At 63.7% G+C, this 17437-nt stretch carries 13 protein-coding genes and 2 pseudogenes; 7 read left to right on the top strand and 8 right to left on the bottom strand.

Annotated elements, in window-relative coordinates; translation table 11 throughout:
- Nucleotides 1-50: 50 nt before the first annotated feature.
- From PQR53_RS28905 to PQR53_RS28890, 4 genes are all read right to left on the bottom strand, one after another.
- Nucleotides 51-1250: a serine hydrolase domain-containing protein gene (locus PQR53_RS28905; protein WP_408461740.1), complete on the bottom strand. Its 1200-nt coding sequence runs from the start codon at nt 1248-1250 to the stop codon at nt 51-53.
- Nucleotides 1251-1344: 94 nt separating this feature from the next.
- Nucleotides 1345-1548, bottom strand: coding sequence for a hypothetical protein (locus tag PQR53_RS28900; protein ID WP_408461737.1), 204 nt, complete (start codon nt 1546-1548; stop codon nt 1345-1347).
- 510 nt (nt 1549-2058) lie between these two features.
- Nucleotides 2059-2319, bottom strand: coding sequence for a hypothetical protein (locus PQR53_RS28895; protein ID WP_408461735.1), 261 nt, complete (start codon nt 2317-2319; stop codon nt 2059-2061).
- Between the two features lie 101 nt (nt 2320-2420).
- Nucleotides 2421-3905 (bottom strand): sigma-54 interaction domain-containing protein, encoded by a 1485-nt coding sequence (locus PQR53_RS28890; RefSeq protein ID WP_408461732.1) that lies wholly within the window; start codon nt 3903-3905, stop codon nt 2421-2423.
- Nucleotides 3906-4216: 311 nt separating this feature from the next.
- On the opposite strand from PQR53_RS28890, the gene PQR53_RS28885 reads away from it, so the two are divergent.
- Entirely contained in the window at nt 4217-5617 is a 1401-nt protein-coding gene (locus PQR53_RS28885; RefSeq protein ID WP_323043656.1) for a GntP family permease, read from the top strand.
- A 123-nt stretch (nt 5618-5740) separates the two neighbouring features.
- Here PQR53_RS28885 and PQR53_RS28880 read toward each other — a convergent pair whose 3' ends face one another.
- On the bottom strand, nt 5741-9298 hold the full coding sequence (locus tag PQR53_RS28880) for an ATP-binding protein (RefSeq protein ID WP_408461729.1): 3558 nt from the start codon (nt 9296-9298) through the stop codon (nt 5741-5743).
- Nucleotides 9299-9648: 350 nt separating this feature from the next.
- Between PQR53_RS28880 and PQR53_RS28875 the strand changes: the two are divergent.
- The 5 genes and pseudogenes from PQR53_RS28875 to PQR53_RS28855 all read left to right on the top strand — a co-directional run.
- Nucleotides 9649-10375, top strand: a pseudogene (locus tag PQR53_RS28875) (chemotaxis protein); the annotation flags it as partial.
- Nucleotides 10376-10965: 590 nt separating this feature from the next.
- Nucleotides 10966-11217, top strand: coding sequence for a hypothetical protein (locus tag PQR53_RS28870; protein WP_007178686.1), 252 nt, complete (start codon nt 10966-10968; stop codon nt 11215-11217).
- A gap of 338 nt (nt 11218-11555) precedes the next feature.
- Nucleotides 11556-12548, top strand: a complete 993-nt coding sequence (locus PQR53_RS28865; protein ID WP_408461726.1) for a DedA family protein/thiosulfate sulfurtransferase GlpE — start codon at nt 11556-11558, stop codon at nt 12546-12548.
- A 93-nt stretch (nt 12549-12641) separates the two neighbouring features.
- On the top strand, nt 12642-14354 hold the full coding sequence (locus PQR53_RS28860; protein WP_408461724.1) for an FAD-dependent oxidoreductase: 1713 nt from the start codon (nt 12642-12644) through the stop codon (nt 14352-14354).
- 70 nt (nt 14355-14424) lie between these two features.
- Complete coding sequence (locus PQR53_RS28855; protein WP_408461722.1) at nt 14425-15648, top strand: winged helix-turn-helix domain-containing protein; 1224 nt, start codon at nt 14425-14427, stop codon at nt 15646-15648.
- Between the two features lie 79 nt (nt 15649-15727).
- Here PQR53_RS28855 and PQR53_RS28850 read toward each other — a convergent pair whose 3' ends face one another.
- The 3 genes and pseudogenes from PQR53_RS28850 to PQR53_RS28840 form a co-directional block, all read right to left on the bottom strand.
- Entirely contained in the window at nt 15728-16327 is a 600-nt protein-coding gene (locus PQR53_RS28850; RefSeq protein WP_408461719.1) for a LysE family translocator, read from the bottom strand.
- Nucleotides 16328-16442: 115 nt separating this feature from the next.
- Entirely contained in the window at nt 16443-16700 is a 258-nt protein-coding gene (locus PQR53_RS28845) for a hypothetical protein (protein WP_179739730.1), read from the bottom strand.
- 118 nt (nt 16701-16818) lie between these two features.
- Nucleotides 16819-16971 (bottom strand): annotated as a pseudogene (locus PQR53_RS28840) (transcriptional regulator); the annotation flags it as partial.
- 4 nt (nt 16972-16975) lie between these two features.
- On the opposite strand from PQR53_RS28840, the gene PQR53_RS28835 reads away from it, so the two are divergent.
- Nucleotides 16976-17365, top strand: a complete 390-nt coding sequence (locus PQR53_RS28835; protein WP_408461717.1) for an MFS transporter — start codon at nt 16976-16978, stop codon at nt 17363-17365.
- Nucleotides 17366-17437 lie beyond the last annotated feature (72 nt).

Here is a 17437-nt window from a genome sequence, read left to right as displayed (position 1 = left end):
CGACTAACCGCCGTCCCGGGCTTCCCGCTCAACGACCGTAGCCAATGCACTCAATCGTCAATCGCATCGTACACGCGGCGTTCGAAATCGACCGACATCGGAAAGGGTTCGACAGCACGCCGCTGAATCAGCATAAGCCCGATCATGTCTTCCACCGGATCGGCGAACCAGCTTGTGCCGAACGCGCCTGGCCAGCCGAACGAACCCATCGAGCGATAGCCGAGCGGCAACTGCTGCGCCGGATCATCGACGATGGACAAGCCAAGGCCAAAGCCCTGTCCCGCCCACAGCACATGACCGAACGCCGGCACGCGGCGCTGGTCGCGGGTCAGAAAATTCGAGCGCATCAGATCGACCGAGCGATGCGACAGCAACCGCGTCGACCCCAGCCGTCCACGTCCCAGCAACAGTTGCGCGAACTGCAGATAATCCTGCGCAGTCGAGACAAGACCGCCACCGCCGCCCTGAAATCGCTCGGGATTCGCCCAGCGGCTTGCCGACGGATGATCTTCGACCACACGCAGGCGAGTGCCTGGCTCGACGCCGTAAGCCGTCGCCAAACGCGTCAGCTGCGCGCCGGGCACCCAGAACGCTGTGTCGCGCATGCCGAGCGGTTCGAAGATCCGCGTGCGGAAGAACTCGCCGAGCGGCATGCCTGCCACGCGCTCGATCAGCACGCCGAGGATATCGGTCGCGATGCCGTAGTGCCAGCGCGAGCCGGGCTGAAACATCAATGGCAAACCCGCTATACGCGCCAGCCACGCGCTGGCGTCCCCATGCGCTTCAAGCCCGTTGAAAGCGGCCGCGTAAGCTTCGGCCAACGGACCGGTGGCCGTGAAGTGATAGGCGTAGCCGGCGCGATGCGTCAGCAGATCGAGCACGGTAAGCGGCGCTCTGACCGGGTCGGTTTCGTCGAGCGGGCCGGTGGGATCGCGCAGCACGGAGGGCGCAGCCAGTTCCGGCAGCCACAAGGAGATCGGCGTGTCGAGTGCGAGCCGGTCCTCTTCGATCAGCATCAGGATCGCCGCACTCGTCACCGGTTTGGTCATTGACGCGATGCGAAACAGCGTGTCGCGTTCCATCGGCAATTGCGCGGCTTCATCGCGCAAGCCGAGCGGCTCGAAATAGCCGATTTCGCCGCGCCGCCAGACCAGCGAGACGACGCCTGCCACTTCGCCGCGCTCCACATAGCCTTGCATGGCATTCGTGAGCGCGGAGAGCCGTGTTGCTGAAAGTCCTGCTGGTTGCATGTTCCTCCTGAATCGGTAGGTGCTACGTTCCCTTATTTTTGCAGAGAACGTTACCCGATCAGAAGGTACACGTCATCTTCGTTCCGAGGGACAGTCAGGCCTTCCGCCGCGCCTCCAGGGCCGAAAGTGCTGCACTGAGCCGTTTGACGCGACTGGCTTGCGCGGGCACCAATACCGCCCCGGACACCGACGCAATGCGGTTGCGCCAATATGACAGCGGAATACGGTCTTCAGCGGAGATATGCGAAATTACATGTTCAAGATGCTCGATATCTTTTTCGAGTTGGCGGTGATTCATTGTTTTCCCCGGAATTACTCATTGAACTCGTTTAAACAGCATGAAACGTGCCGCAATTACGCCATCCAGTCTCTCAAACGGAAAATCTTTCTTTAACGGCTAATCCGCCCTGCCGCAAGCCGGCAAATTCTTCGTATAGGTTTAACTTCGAGCCGGCCAGAAGACAATACTGCGAAGAATCTTCGCGTTCCGTTAGGTGGCGCACGGACTTGGCCTAACGGCTAGACCGGAGTCCCCGTTTATCGGCTCAACCAGTAAAAGCAAATAATATCGAAGCAGCACGGCAAATATCCAATGTGGATCATAGCCGTTTCAATAAATACGCATTAGAGGCAGATAGTTATGACGACCATGGGTTTATTGCGTGACAGCGGTAAGCCGTAGGCCCGGATTTGTCCGGTCAAATAATATCCGCTGAAAGGGGCAAACGCCCGCCGTTCTGGGCGAACGGGGATAAAGAAAGGGAGTTGATAATCCTCTGACAAACGCCAGCCGTTGGCCGGCGTGACGTCATTTCGCCCGGCAGGCGTAAATCAGGCTGAGCGTGCCGTTGTCGCTGGACTGGCGCACCACGTCGAAAGCGCCGCCGCACGCCGCGCTTGCCTGCTGCGAGCAGGAGTCGGAGCCGGCCGGACATTGAACCAGCGTGGTCGGCCGGCCGTCCGGCAGAAACAGCGGTGCGCTGCTGCTGCAACCGCCCAGCATGGCGATTGCGGGAAGCGCCAGCCCGGCACAGGCCCGGCGCGCGAAAGAGAAGAGACTGCGTTTCATTTGAAACCCCGATCACGTCTTGTTTTTTCGATCCCGCGATTGTGCCACGCGGCAATTGCGCTGCGTCACTTGATGCCGCTGGACTATGCCGCCGGACGTTGTCACATCTCGATGCCGTGTGCCGCGATCTTCTTGTAGAGTGTCGCGCGCCCCATGCCGATCTGCGCGGCCGTCTCGATCACGCGTCCGCCGTTGGCGCGCAAGGCGTCGCTCAGGAAGCGCTTTTCGAACGCCGCCATGGCGTCGCTCCACGACGCCGCCTCGCCCACCTCCGCCTCCGCCTCCGCAGCCGCACCTGAAGCGTGCGCGCCGGAGAGCGCGCTCGGCACCTGCGGACGACGGCCGCCGCCCTGCGCCGGACCAATGAACGGCGCCAACGCGCGTGCGTCGATTCGCTCGCTGTCCGAGAGCATCACCGCCCGCTCCAGCGTGTTGCGCAACTCGCGCACATTGCCGGGCCATCCGTAGGCACACAGCAGCCGCAACGCATCGTCTTGCAATTCGAAGTGACTGGCGCCGCGCGCTTGCGTCGCCAGGTCCTCGAGCATGGCGTAAGCCAGCGCCTCAATATCGGACGAACGCTCGCGCAGCGCCGGCGCCTGGATCGTCAGCACGTTCAACCGATAGAACAGGTCTGCGCGAAAACGCCCCGCCGCGACCAGCGCCGGCAAATCGGCCGACGTCGCCGCGATGATCCGCACATCCGCGCGCACGATCCGGTTCGAGCCGAGCGGCTCGAATTCCTTGTCCTGCAGCACGCGCAGCAGCTTGCCCTGCAACGGCAGCGGCATGTCGCCGATTTCGTCGAGAAACAGCGTGCCGCCGTTCGCGAGCTCGAACTTCCCGACGCGTCCCTTGCGGTCGGCACCCGTATAGGCGCCGGGCGCGGCGCCGAAGAATTCAACTTCGAGCAAGGTATCCGGAATCGCCGCGACGTTGACGGTCACGAGCGGCTGATTTGCCCGCGCCGAGCCGCCGTGAATGGCATGCGCCAGCAATTCCTTGCCCGTGCCGGTTTCGCCGAGCAATAGCACCGGCGACTCGAGTTGCGCGGCGCGGCGCGCCTGGCGCTTCACTTCGAGACTGGCCGCGCTCGTGCCGACGAAACTGCCGAACGTGTACTTCGCCCGTCTTGCTTGCGCAAGCGACTGACGCGTCGCGATCAACTCGGCTTGCACGCGTGAGTAGTGGGAAAAAAGCGGCGTCAGCGCCTTCAACTCGTCGAACAACGCGAAACCCACCGCGCCGACAGTTTCGCCCGCATCGTCTTTCAGCGGCAGCCGGGTCACGACCAGCGGCTCGCGGTCCGTTTCGAGGATGTCGAGCAGAATCGGCTTGCCGGTGTTCACCACCTCGCGCATCAGGCTGTTAGGAATCACCTCCTCGCAATCCCGGCCAATTGCCTGCTCCGGATCCGAAAAACCGAAGCGCGCCGCGTAGCGCTTGTTGATCCAGACGACGCGCGCCTCGGCGTCGACGATGAACGTGCCTTCGCTGGAATTTTCGAACGTACGGAAGAGCGAATCCAACGCCCGGCGCAACACGTCGCCGTAGGTGGCAGGAAGGCCTGCCCAGTCGTTCATCATGGTGTCGCTGTCTCCGGCTATCGTTTTATTTATGCGTGTCTCATTTCGTAGACAAGCTTATCTCATCGACGAGATCGCCAGCAAGCTCTACAGATAAGGGTTTAACCTCGATTCGGCCCAAGTTCGGGTGATTAGCGTCCCGTTTTAGAGACATTTGGGTACAATCGGGCGCATCCCGTTTCGAACTTTGGCCTGTGAAATCAATGGCCAGGCCCTGCGGCGCGCGTGGCACGGAATCTGCATTTGCGGGCGCCGGGTCGTCGCACCATCGGGACGGCGTACACGTAGAACTATCAAGCTTTGGAGACTCAATGTCCTTTGTCATCGTCCTCGCCGCGCTGGCGTTTCTGATGTTTGCCGCGTATCGCGGCTACAGCGTCATTCTGTTCGCACCGATCGCCGCCCTCGGCGCGGTGCTGCTCACCGATCCAGGCGCCGTCGCGCCGGTGTTCTCCGGCATCTTCATGGAGAAGATGGTCGGCTTCGTCAAACTTTACTTCCCCGTGTTTCTGTTGGGCGCGGTGTTCGGCAAGGTCATCGAACTGTCCGGCTTCTCGGAGTCGATCGTCGCCGCAGCCATTCGCTATATCGGCCGTTCACGGGCGAATGCGGTGATCGTCGCGGTGTGCGCGCTGCTCACCTATGGCGGCGTATCGTTGTTCGTGGTGGTGTTCGCGGTGTATCCGTTCGCCGCCGAGCTGTATCGCCAGAGCAATATTCCGAAACGCCTGATGCCGGGTGCGATCGCGCTCGGCGCGTTCTCGTTCACGATGGATTCGCTGCCGGGCACGCCGCAGATCCAGAACATCATCCCGACCACCTTCTTCAAGACAACCTCGTGGGCCGCTCCCGCACTGGGCGTGATCGGCTCGCTGTTCATCATCGTGGTTGGTCTCACGTATCTGGAATGGCGCCGCCGCGCGGCCATGGCGACCGGTGAAGGCTACGGCACGGATCTCGTCAACGAACCGGAACGCGTCGAATCGAAGCACCTGCCGCATCCGCTGCTCGCGGTCGCACCGCTGGTGCTGGTCGGCGTGGCCAACTTCCTGCTGACCCGCTGGATTCCGGACTGGTACGGCGCGTCGTACACCATCGCACCGGACATCCTGCCGGGCATCCATGCACCGGTCACGACGACGATCAAAAGCGTCGTCGCGATCTGGGCCGTTGAAGGCGCCTTGCTGCTCGGTATCGTGATGGTCGTGGTGACGGCGTTTGGTCGCGTGCGCGAACGCTTCGCGGTCGGCACCAAGGCTGCCGTGGCCGGCGCACTGCTGGCTTCGTTGAATACGGCGTCGGAATATGGCTTCGGCGGCGTGATCGCGGCTTTGCCGGGCTTCCTGGTGGTCAGCGATGCGCTGAAGAGTATTCCGAATCCACTCGTCAACGCGGCGGTGTCGGTGAGTTCGCTGGCGGGTATTACGGGTTCGGCATCGGGTGGCATGAGCATCGCGCTCGCGGCCATGTCCGACACGTTCATCAAGGGCGCGGAAGCCGCGCACATTCCGATGGAAGTGCTGCACCGGGTTGTTGCCATGGCGAGCGGCGGCATGGACACGTTGCCGCATAACGGCGCGGTGATCACGTTGCTGGCGGTGACGGGTTTGACGCACCGTCAGTCGTACCGCGATATTTTCGCGGTGACAGTCATCAAGACGCTGGCGGTTTTCTTTGTGATCGCGGTGTATTACATGACGGGGCTGGTTTAACTTTGCCGCTCTGAGAGACGGCTGATCTAGAACCGGGCGCGCCGGCACATCGGGGCGCCCTTGTCGCCATACACGCGATGCAAGCAGTGTGCGTGATGCGCCACGCCGCCGCGGCGAGGCGCATCAATGCATCGACGCTTCATCCAATCCGAACTGATCGCCGATCGCCTCGTGCAACGAGATCGCACGTTCGTCCATTTCGGTGGTCCAGCTTTCGCTGTTCTCACATAGCCGCTGAAGCTCACGGCATAGCTGCGCGAACTGCCGCTCCTGCACCACGAGAAACGCGCCGGCGGCGCTATGCGCCCAGCCACCCAATGCCGTCCGGTCCTCCTGCTCGACAATCGCCATGAGCCTCGGCAAATCATTTTGCAGGTGCTCTTTCAGCATGGCCGTGTAACGCGTCTTGTCGTCCGCGCTGAGCGGGTTGGCCGGCTCAGCGGATGCGCCGGCGGTTGCGGAGGTTGCTGAAGCAACCGGCGCGCTCGCCGTTGACGTCGACACCCCGGCTCGTGCCGACGTCACCGCGAGCAACGCCGTCTCCAACTCGCCCAACGACGCCGGCTTTGCGACATAGCCGGTAAAGCCGCGCTCGAGCCAGCCTTCCTGCTGCCGGTTGTCGGTGACCGCGCTAAAGGCCAGCACCGGCAAGTCCACATGCGCCTTGCGCAACGCCGCGAGCAATCCGTAACCGTCCATGACCGGCATGTGGATATCGGTCAGCACGACCTCGAAGTGTCCCTGCTCGAATGCCGCCAGCGCCTGGCGTCCGTCGCCGGCGATCGTCGGCAGGCAGCCGAGCGCCTCGAGCTGCTCGACGATCAAGGTCTGGATCAGCGGGTTGTCTTCGGCGACGAGAACCGTCAGGCCGTGCAATGCCGGATTCACAGCCGGCGGCAGTGCCTCGGCAAGCTCGCCGGCGAGCGCCTCCGCGCTATCGGTAGCCACCCCGCCCTCGGCCGCAAGTTCGATGGCGGACAGGATCGCCGTGCGGCTGAATTCAGTGGCTTCGAGCACGCCCTCGCCACGCGCCGCGGGACGATGCGGCCCGGTTCGCGTGATCCACGCCGCGCCGACCGGTTGGACCGCGCGCAATCCGGCAATGGCGTCGAGACTGTACTCCCCGGTGATCAGCATCGCGTGCGGCCGGTTCACGCGTAACCAGGCCAACGCGCTGCGCGTCGACGTCACCGTGTGGGTCGACCAGCCCGCGCGCTGCAACCAGCCGTCGAGCAGTTGTCCTGACTCTCGCTCCTGACACAACACCAGCACGCTGCCACGGCGTGCCGGCTCGACGGCCGGCACGCGCAATTCATCGGGCGGCAACGCAAGCGGTATCGAGGCACTGAACGCACTGCCCACTCCAAGCACGCTCTCGACGGAGATATGTCCTCCCATCAATTCGCACAGCCGCGCGCAGATCGACAGACCCAAACCGGTGCCGCCATAGCGGCTCGAGGTGCTCGCCTCGCCCTGCTCGAACGGATTGAAAATGCGCGCCACCAGCGCCTGATCCATGCCGACGCCCGAATCGCAGACCCGGCAGGTCAAAATCGGGCGGCCTTGCAGATCGTCCTTCACGTCGGCACTCAACGTGATCTTGCCGCACGACGTGAACTTGAACGCGTTGCTCAGCAGGTTGTTGACGATCTGCGCGATGCGCGTGCGATCGCCGCGCAAGGTCTGGTCGAGCGTCGGCGAGAGGTGCGAATAGAAACGGATCGCGCGATCCGCCGTCATGGGCGCGTAGGACAGCGCGATATTTTCGAAATCGTCGATTGGCCGGAAAGATTCAGTCATGAGCCGCATCTCGCCGGCGTCGATCTTCGAAAAGTCGAGAATGTCGTTGACGATGCGGCGCAGCGCGCCGGCCGCCACCTCCAGCGTGACGAGCCGTCGCGTGTGCGCTTCCAGGCCCGGGGTTCGCGCGAACAGTTCGAGGTTGCCGAGCAGCGCGTTCAATGGCGTGCGGATTTCGTGGCTCATCGACGCGAAGAAATTCGAACGCGCCCGCATCATGCTCTCGGAAGTCTGCTGTGCGAGCCGCAATTGCTGTTCGAGCGCATGCTGCGCGGTCACGTCGAGAATCGCGCAGAACAACACGTCTTCGTCGGCATAACGCGCGGCGCCGTAGGTGAACTGCAGGAACTGCGCGGACGCCGCGTCGCCCTGGTCTGGCTGCGCTAGCGCGACCGGTTGGGTTGCGGCTTGAGTGACCGCTTGCAATAAATGCGACTGCGACGGCAACGGTTGTGCAGGCGCGACAAAAGCGGCCACCTTCGCAAACGCCGTCAGCGAAGGCTTGTCCGGCGCCTGCGCCGAGAACTCGCCGACGATGTGCGGCGGCAGGCGGTTGCTGCCCGCTTCGATATGCAACAACTCGTTAGCCAGCGCATTGGCGGTGAGGATCGAAAAATCGCTTTGCCGAACGATGCATAAACCGATCGGCGTCGCGCTGACGAGAATGTGATTGATGGTTTCGCTTTCCAGCGCGCGCGTCGTTTCGACGAACGTCTTGTGTAACAGCCGCAGCCCCCATAGGCGAGCGGTGAGCGCGATGGCTCCCAGTACGAGCAGGGCAAGGCCGGCGAGCGTCGCCAGTTGCCAGCGTAGCGCCCAGACTAGTGCCCGCCACGGCAGGTAACCCACCAGCGAGCCGAAGTCCGGCGCGAGCGGCTCGACCAGCACCGCGCCGTGGCGGGTGTAGCGATACCCGTCGGCGGGCATATCGGCGACGAGGTTGCGCAGCATTTGCGACGTGCCCGCGTCGACCGGCGGCGACGACACAATCACGCGACGGTCTGGCGTCGCGATCAGCAGCGTCCCGTCGACCGCCGGTCGGGTGAAATAGTCGGGCAGCGTGCTGACCGGGATGCTGGCCGTGATGAGCGTGACCGGCGTGTCCCCCGAATAGTAGGCGCTCACGGCAATGATCACGGGTACGCCTTGCAGCGGGTCGCGATAGGGACCGAGCCATATCCGCTCGCCTTTCCCCGGCACGCGCTTGCCGGTCTGAGCCTGCAATTGACGCTCGATCTCATCGCGCAGCGTGCCGATCGTTGCGGGTTGCAGCAGCAACGCACCGGCGCCCGACGCATCGGCGCCCGATGCGGCGCCCGGCGCGTCGGCGGCGGGGAGCATGACCGCGTAGTCTTCGTTCAGTCCGATCAGCATCGCGCGCTGGCGCAGTGTGAAGGCCTGCTCGGTCGCCAGCGTCGAGACGCCGGTCTGGTACAGGCGCCAGAGTCGGGTGTTCAGCTGCGGCCCCCACGCTGCCCGAGTCGCGTCGCCAACCAGCAGATCGATATGCGCGCCGCCCGTCTCCACAAGACTGCGTGCCGCGCCCGTTTTCTGGACCGATTCCGCCATGCCCTCAGGCAGCGGCAACTGACCTTCGAAAGCGTCGTAGTAAGCAAGCGTCAACTCCGCACGCGCCAGAAACGCCTCCTCGCGATGCAGCAGCGCTCTGATATCGGCGGCATTCACCGTAGCTAAGGCGCGCCGGTAGTCCAGTTGTTTGGCCGCGCCGAGAACCGCGAGAAGCAGCGTGAATATCACCACGATCAGCATCAGCGAGCCGATCGTTGCGAGATACAGGCGTTGTTGACGCTTCGCGCTTTGCGCAAGCGAAGCGAACGCCTGGGCCAGTGACTCCTGAGTACGGTCGAGGATCTTCTGCATCGGTCACTTGAGTAGCGGATTCGCGCAGGCAGACCGCTGCGAGTGTCAGGGTGACGAGATGCGTCTGCAGGCCTTATCCGGCGCAGTGTAACGCTTTTGAAGGTACGGCGGCACGCCATCCGGCACCGTTTTCCACGGCGATTCGGCACGCATCAAATAACCCTGTATTAACGGCTGTGCGCCGGATAAACCTGAGTGGTTTACTGGGAAACCCTCAAGCCCGCGGGGTTAATGCCGTTATTCCTTGCATCGACGTAAGGACCGTGCGGACGCGCGTTCGCGCTTGCAAGGAAAGCCATGCGCAACAACAGCCTGTCACCGGGCACGAGTACGAATTCCCTTCGTCACAGATGCTTGTTTCCGCGACCGACCTGACCGGCCGCATCCAAAAACCGCCGCAAGAACGGCGACCATTACTGGGTGCTCGCGAACGTTACGCCCGTGGTCGACAAAGGCGCGGTGGTCGGTTATCTGAGCGTGCGCGTGAAGCCGGAACGCGACGCGGTGCGTACCGCCGAAGCGTTGTACACGCGCCTGCGCACCGGCGCATCGCAAGCGTTCAAACTGCACCGTGGCGTGGTGGTGCGCACGGGGTTGCCCGGCCGTGTGCAATCGCTGATGCGTCTGCCGGTTGCGACGCGTGCGGCGGCCGGCTATGCGATCACGCCCTTGGCGTTATTGCTGACCGGTCTCGCGGCATGGGGCGGCACACCGCCCGCGCCATTCTGGATTGCGTTCGGCGTCACCGCCGCATTCAACCTCGTGGCCTGGCGGGTGCTGACGCGCCAGCTCGCCGAACCGATTCGCGATATGTCCGGCTTCGCGACCCGCCTCGCGGCGGGCGATCTGACCGCCGATCTGGTGGTCGCGGGCGAGGTGCGGATGCTCGCGCAACGCTGCGCGGCGTCTTCGAAGGAAATCAAATCAGTGGTCGAGGCGAGTGCGACCGGAGTGGCGCTCGGCACCGAACTGGTGGCACGCACCACCTCGCAGATGCGCGTGCTCGACGAAGCGGTGAGCCTTTTCACCGTCGCCGATGCAACACCCCCGCGGCGAGCTGCAGAGCCGCTGCGGCAGGCACTTGCGCGCGACATGGCGCCGCATCCCGCCCACAAGCCGGCGGCCGGATTCAAGCGCGACGCGGCACAGGGAACCGCGCACGAGGTCGAGCCGGGAGATTTGGCATTGCATTGATCTGATAGATCGGCGTTACTCCCACCTCGACAGCCCGGAATTGACGCATCACGATGCAAGCGTCAGCGCCCAATAAGTTGCAAGGGCAGGCTGACCCGAGTAACAACGGCGTTTAGCAGCCCGTCCTCTCCGAGGACGGGCTTTTTTTTGCCGAGAGTTTCGCGCGTCGCACCCGGCCCTAACCCAAACGCGCGTCAGCGCCGTGACAGCTGGGGAGACAATAGTTGCACCGCCACGGGGCACGAAAAATGCAGCCGACGGTGCCGGGAGTCGCGTTAAACTGGTTGTCACAGTCGGGCGTCACGGCCCGCATTGAGCGGCGTGCCTCGCCAGCGATTGGCCAACACGGCGCAGCGGCGCCCCGGCAAACAGACAGGTAAACGGGCAGACACGCGGTGTGAGCCTCGCGCGACACGCGGCGCGACAACTGCCCGTACAATGGTTCGATCAACAACGGAAGAAGGACAACTTCGATGCGCACTACCGGGTCCTCCGGGTCAATGGCCCTGCTCACCGAATACGACGACGCAACGGCGCGCGAACTTCGCTCGCTGCGCCTCGAATCGACAGAAGACGGCAAAGGCATTCTTCTGATCGAGGTCGACGAGCGCAAGCCAGGCATTCACCGCGAAGTGCGCTACGAAATCACGCCTGCCGAACTGATTGCGGCGATTCGCGCGCATGGCGCGGAGTTGCCGGGCGAACAACACAATCATCGTCAGTAAAGCTGCTGCGCCCGGCATTGCGCTTACGCGCGAATGCCGGGCGCAGTTTCATACCGCCCGCTCTGGTTTGGGCACTGCAGGGTTTCCTACGCGAATCTGTAGCGCGTTATTCGCCGCCCTCTCGCCGCGCACGCTTCAATCCATTTCGCTTTGTTTCATTCGCGCTTCTAAGCCGCGCTTTTAATCCTTGGGACATGCCGGAGACGTGCTTTTAAGCTCCCGATTGCGGACCCGTTTTCTCGGCGTTTGCACGTCTTGAAAATGCGTCCATAATCCTTGCATTCTCCTTTGCTTTTCCCTACCCGCGCCGTTCCCGAAAGGGCGACGGATGTAAGCCGATGCTACATGACCTTGTCGAGCAATATGGACCGGCGCTCGTCTTCGTGAACGTGCTGGCCGCTTCACTCGGGCTGCCGGTGCCCGCGATGCCGTCGCTCGTGCTGTTTGGCGCAATGGCGGCCATGCATCCCGGCTCAGTGGGCACGCAATTATTGCCGGTTCTGATCCTGTCGATATTCGCCACGCTGATCGGTGACAGCGCCTGGTATCTCGCTGGCCGTATGTATGGCGGCAATACGCTGAAAACGATCTGCCGTCTTTCGTTGTCGCGCGATACCTGTGTAAAAAAGACCGAACGCTTTTTCGGCCGCTGGGGCGTACGTGTGCTGGCCGTGGCGAAGTTCGTGCCGGGCCTGTCGATTGTGTCGATTCCAATGGCCGGCGCAATGGGCACGCGCTACCGCACGTTTCTCACTTACGACAGCATCGGCGCCGCCTTGTGGTCGGGAACCGGTTTGATCATCGGCGCGCTGTTCGCCCGGCAAATCGACATGCTGTTCGCCATGGCCGGCCGCCTCGGGCGCACGGCTGCAGTGGTGGCCGTCGCGTTGCTGCTGCTGTATGCGGCTTATCGCTGGATTCGGCGGCGCCAGCTGATTGCCAAGCTCGCGACCCAGCGGATCGAAGTCGATGAACTGGCGGCGCTGGTCGCGGCCGGCAACACGCCGGTGCTGTTCGATATTCGCTCGCAGGAGAAGCGCGTGCTCGATCCGTTCGTGATTCCGGGCTCGCAATTCGCCGACGAGCGCCAACTCGACGAGATCGTCGCGACATACCCGCACGATCAGAAGGTGGTGATTTACTGTTCATGTCCGAACGAAATATCCGCGGCATGGATGGCCAAACAGTTGAGTGAGGCCGGCTTCGCCGACGTGCTGCCGCTACGCGGCGGCATGGAAGCCTGGCGCGACTCGGGCAAGACGGTGGACGCGCTGCCCGATATACCGCCGCCCGACGTGGCGGTTGACGATATCGCGCCGAAGGCCGTATAGCGCAGCAGCGCATCCCTATCGGCGCCCTCGCGCGCCCGCGCCGCTTCGCGACCCGTGTCGATCAATCAGGATGAACACAGAAGGAGCGGTTCAATGCTGTCGATTCAAGAAACAGAAGGGCAACAAGCCGTCGTCGCCGACGCGCCGTTTTCGTCGCTCGCGTCGCGCGCGCATCAGATGTTCCCCGAACTCACGTGCGCGGAAATCGATCGTCTGCGCCGGTTCGGCGAGCTAAGCCACTGGGAAGCCGGTGAGTTGCTGTTCGAGACCGGCCACACCGGTCCGGGCATGTTCGTGGTGTTGAATGGGCGCGTGAAGGTTTATCAGCGCGATGGCATCGGGCGTGAAGTTTTGATCGCGGAACATGGCGCCGGGCATTTTCTCGCCGAAGTCGGCCAGTTGTCCGGACGGCCCGCGTTGGTGAACGGCATGGCGGTCGGCACGGTCGACGCGTTGCTGATCCCGCCGGCCAAGCTGCGCGCGTTGATCGTCGCCGAGGCCGAACTGGGCGAGCGCATCATGCGCGCGCTGATCCTGCGGCGCGTGGCGCTGATCGAAAAGGGCGCGGGCGGCCCGATCCTGATCGGCAACAGCAACGACTCGCGGCTCGTCATGCTGCAAGGCTTCCTGTCGCGCAATGGCCATCCTCACTCCGTCATCGACGAGCGCGACGAAGACGCGCTGCGTCTGATCGAGCAATTCGCCGCGCAGAGAGAAGACATGCCGCTGGTGATCTGCCCCGACGGTTCGGTGCTGCGTCATCCGAGCATGCCCGAACTCGCTACCTGCCTCGGCTTGCTGCCCGATCTCGACGATTCGCATGTGTACGACGTCGCGATCGTCGGCGCGGGCCCGGCTGGCCTCGCCACTGCGGTGTACGCGGCGTCCGAAGGTCTGTCGGTCATCGTACTTGACAGTCGCGCGCCGGGCGGTCAGGCGGGCGCCAGTTCGCGGATCGAGAACTATCTCGGCTTTCCGACCGGGATCTCCGGCCAGGCGCTGGCGGGCCGCGCGTTCGTGCAGGCGCAAAAATTCGGCGCGCACGTGGCGATTCCGGTCAACGTCAAGGCGCTGCATTGCGCGGCCTCGCCTTACCGGCTGGAACTCAAGTGCGGCGGCCATATCACCGCCCGCACCATCGTGATCGCGAGCGGCGCGGTCTATCGGCGCCCCGCGCTCGAAGGACTCGACCGTTTCGATGGGCGCGGCGTCTACTACTGGGCTTCGCCGGTCGAGGCCAAGCTGTGCAAACGCCAGGAGATCGTGCTGGTGGGCGGCGGCAATTCGGCGGGCCAGGCGATCGTCTATCTGGCGACGCACGCGGCCAAGGTCCACGTGCTGATTCGCCGAAGCGGCTTTGAAGCGACCATGTCGCGCTATCTGATCGACCGCATCCGCTCGTTGCCGAATGTGTTCGTGCATCCGCATTCGGAAGTGGGCCAGCTGGAGGCGGACGAAATCGGGCTGGCGTCGGTCTCGTTGAAAAAGCCGCTGCCGGACGGCACCACGCGCCTCGACACGCGGCATCTGTTCCTTTTCACCGGCGCGGATCCGAACACCGACTGGCTGCGCACCTGTGGGGTGGAACTGGACGACAAGGGCTTCGTGCTGACCGGCACCAGCGCGGACGGAACCTCCGTCTGCGATCTCGCGACGACGGTCGAAGGCGTGTACGCGATCGGCGACGCGCGCGCCGGCTCGACGAAGCGGGTTGCGGCGGCGGTCGGAGAAGGCGCGGCGGTGGTTGCGCAGATCCATCAGCTGCTGGCTGTCTCGGCAGGCGAAGCGGTTGCTTTGAGTGCCTGAGCGGCTTCGCTCGAATGCGCATGGGGCTCTCGCGGGTACTCATCGCCCAGCGCACGTGACCCACGCCCGCGTGAAGACGCTTCCGCTATCCGCCGCCCGCACCCTGCATCTGGCCGCGCAAGGTTTGCTGACACCGCCGCGTCGCAAGGCCGTCAAAACCGACGTGCTCGACGCGATCCGCGGGATGGCGCAGTTGCAGATCGACACGATCCACGTCGTCGCGCGCAGTCCGTATCTCGTGCTGTTCAGCCGCCTCGGCGCGTACCCGCAGCAATGGCTCGACGAGCATCTCGCCGAAGGCAAGCTGTTCGAATACTGGTCGCACGAAGCCTGTTTCGTCCCGACCGAAGACTACGGCCTGCTACGCCACCGCATGCTCGACCCGAGCGGCATGGGCTGGAAATACGCTGCCGAGTGGCACAACAAGCATCGCAAGGAGATCGATAAACTGCTCGCGCATATCCGTGCGACGGGCCCCGTGCGTTCGGCGGATTTCGCCCGCGAGGCAGGCAAGGGCAACGGCTGGTGGGACTGGAAGCCGGAGAAACGCCATCTGGAGGTGCTGTTCGCCATCGGACAATTGATGGTGGCTGAGCGGCGCAATTTTCATCGCGTCTACGATCTCACCGAACGCGTGCTGCCGGACTGGGACGACGCGCGCGATCTGCCGCCACGGGACACTGTCGTCGAGGCAGCGTTACGCCGTACCTGCCGCGCGCTTGGCGTCGTGCGCGCCGATTGGGTCGCCGATTACTACCGGCTGCCGCGCCGTCCCTATCGCGACGAACTGCGTGCACTCGCCGATCAGGGGGAGCTGATCCCGGTGCAAGTGGAAGGCTGGAAGCAGGACACCTTCGTCCATCATGAATTCGCGCCGATGATCGACGACGCGGCAAACGGCAAGCTGGCTTCGACCGTCACCACGGTGCTGTCGCCGTTCGATCCAGTGGTATGGGACCGCAAGCGCGCCGCCGCGCTATTCGACTTCGACTACGCGATCGAATGCTATACGCCTGCGGCAAAGCGCAAATACGGCTACTTCGTGTTGCCGCTGTTGAGCCGGGGGCGTTTCGTCGGCCGCGTGGATGCGAAAGCGCATCGGACCCACGGCGTATTCGAATTGAAATCGCTGCATATCGAACCCGGTGTGCGGCTCAGTGCGAGGCTGGCGGGCGATCTGCGCCGCGCATTGCAACGCTGTGCGGATTGGCACGGCACGCCGCAACTGGAGATCACTTCGGCGCCGCCCGAGTGGCTCGGTGCGTTGACGGCGGACAACACCGCGCAAGCATGAGCGTGTGCTTCAGTGCCCTGCACGCTCGAGCAAACGCGAGCGGCCAATGTCGTCGCCGAAGGCTACGATAGCGACGCCGTCAATGCAACGCCGCCCATGCGAGCGACAAGGAAAACACGCCCAGCACGATCGACGCGCCGCGCTGTATCTTCACCGGATTCAACCAGCCGAGTTTGCCGCTGCCGAGCGCCGCACCGAACGCGATCCACGCCAGCGCGATCGGCACCAGCAGGCTGGCGAACATCAGCATCGCGGTGGCATACGCGGGCACCTGCGCGAACGCGACAGCGGGAAAGATCGTCCCGGCGAACAACAAGCCTTTCGGGTTGAGCAGCGTCGCCACGAATAGCGTGCGCATGCCGATTGGGCGCTGCGTCGAATCGGGCAAGGCCACCGCCGCGCGCCACATGTCGACGGCGAGATACGCGATGTACACACCGGCCGCCACGCGCAGCAGCGACGGCAACCACGGCAACGCGCGCGCGGCTTGCACAAGAAAATGTCCCCACACTGAAATCGACACGAGATAGCCGGCCAGTTCAGCAGCGATCAGCGGCCAGGAAAGCCGCACGCCCTGACGCAAACCCGCCGCCGCCAGCAGTGTATTGGTGGGACCGGGCGTAATCAGCACGACGATGATGCCGACAGCCAGTAACGCGATAGCGGACGTGGAGAGCATAAAAAGGCGCAGTGTTGGAAACAGTGCGCCTTTTTATCACAGAGAGCCGCACCGCCGAAATGCGACGGCGAATGCGCTGCGAACCACGCTGCCCGGAAGCAGCGCGTAACCGTTTTCAGTGGTCGAGCTTCGCGCGCAATTCGCGAGCGGCTTCCAGCAGTCCCTCGTAACCCGAGCGCGCGTGTTCAGGCAGATCGGGATCGCCGACGAACGCGCCGAGCGTTTCGATCAGGCTATACAGAATGCCCTTCGCGGCACCCGACGCAATGCTGCCGGACGATACCTGCTGATCCACGTGACTGAGCGCTGCATCGAGGTGTTCCAGCTCGGGGCGGTCGCCCGCGGGCGGCTTGGGCGTTACGTCTTGCGTCATGAAGCGTCTCTCCATTGCATCGGTGAACAAAGCCATCCTTTCATGTTGTTATATACCGATCGTGCGCCGACGTCCATTCGTGATCGGACTCAACCCGAACCTGCGCGGCACTACGCCGCTATTTGCGTTTAACCCTCACGCGATAAGCACATCGTCGCGCGCCGGCGAGCACATGCTCCTCGCGCTCAATCGATCCGTCCTCGCCGACGATCTCCGCGAACAGTTGCATTTCCGTGCGGCAAAACCCCTGGCAGGTGCGCGCCGCCGCGCAGTTCATGACAACGGGGCTCGTCCTGGCCGCCGTTGCGGTGCCGCTGATGGCAATGAGTCTGGCATGGCACGCGCCGTGGATCGTCACGTATGCGGCGATGGTGATGTTCGGCGGCGGCACGGCATTGTCGGTGCCGCCGATGATTTCGACGGTGCTGGAACAGGTACCCGGCGAACTGGCCGGCGTGGCTTCGGGCTTGCTGAATGCGTTGCCGCAGGCGGGAGGGCTGGTGGGCGTCGCGATGGCGGGTGCGGCGACGATTCTGGCGCCGCATGTGTCGATTGCGCTGTGGTGGGTTGCTGGAATCGGGCTGGTGACGTATGCGAGCGCGGCGGTTTTGGCTGGGTTCGCGGCCTTCGCTCCGGCATGGAGCGAAGGGCGGCGGGTGGCTTGAGTTTCTTGATCGAGTGGCGCGGCCGGATGCGTTGCCGGCTATCGCCAGTTGATTGCTCGCAGCGCGTAGCGT

Source organism: Paraburkholderia fungorum (assembly GCF_046027605.1).
Taxonomy (GTDB): Bacteria; Pseudomonadota; Gammaproteobacteria; order Burkholderiales; family Burkholderiaceae; genus Paraburkholderia; species Paraburkholderia fungorum_F.
Note: the sequence above shows the minus strand (reverse complement) of the source record. Positions and strands in the feature narration are given on the sequence as shown.

Bases quoted from the DNA above. Each gene is read 5' to 3' on its own strand.
- PQR53_RS28835 (WP_408461717.1), top strand. From the start codon at position 16,976: ATGACAACGGGGCTCGTCCTGGCCGCCGTTGCGGTGCCGCTGATGGCA.
- PQR53_RS28845 (WP_179739730.1), bottom strand. From the start codon at position 16,700: ATGACGCAAGACGTAACGCCCAAGCCGCCCGCGGGCGACCGCCCCGAG.
- PQR53_RS28865 (WP_408461726.1), top strand. From the start codon at position 11,556: ATGCTACATGACCTTGTCGAGCAATATGGACCGGCGCTCGTCTTCGTG.
- PQR53_RS28870 (WP_007178686.1), top strand. From the start codon at position 10,966: ATGCGCACTACCGGGTCCTCCGGGTCAATGGCCCTGCTCACCGAATAC.
- PQR53_RS28885 (WP_323043656.1), top strand. From the start codon at position 4,217: ATGTCCTTTGTCATCGTCCTCGCCGCGCTGGCGTTTCTGATGTTTGCC.
- PQR53_RS28880 (WP_408461729.1), bottom strand. From the start codon at position 9,298: ATGCAGAAGATCCTCGACCGTACTCAGGAGTCACTGGCCCAGGCGTTC.
- PQR53_RS28860 (WP_408461724.1), top strand. From the start codon at position 12,642: ATGCTGTCGATTCAAGAAACAGAAGGGCAACAAGCCGTCGTCGCCGAC.
- PQR53_RS28900 (WP_408461737.1), bottom strand. From the start codon at position 1,548: ATGAATCACCGCCAACTCGAAAAAGATATCGAGCATCTTGAACATGTA.
- PQR53_RS28890 (WP_408461732.1), bottom strand. From the start codon at position 3,905: ATGATGAACGACTGGGCAGGCCTTCCTGCCACCTACGGCGACGTGTTG.
- PQR53_RS28905 (WP_408461740.1), bottom strand. From the start codon at position 1,250: ATGCAACCAGCAGGACTTTCAGCAACACGGCTCTCCGCGCTCACGAAT.
- PQR53_RS28850 (WP_408461719.1), bottom strand. From the start codon at position 16,327: ATGCTCTCCACGTCCGCTATCGCGTTACTGGCTGTCGGCATCATCGTC.
- PQR53_RS28895 (WP_408461735.1), bottom strand. From the start codon at position 2,319: ATGAAACGCAGTCTCTTCTCTTTCGCGCGCCGGGCCTGTGCCGGGCTG.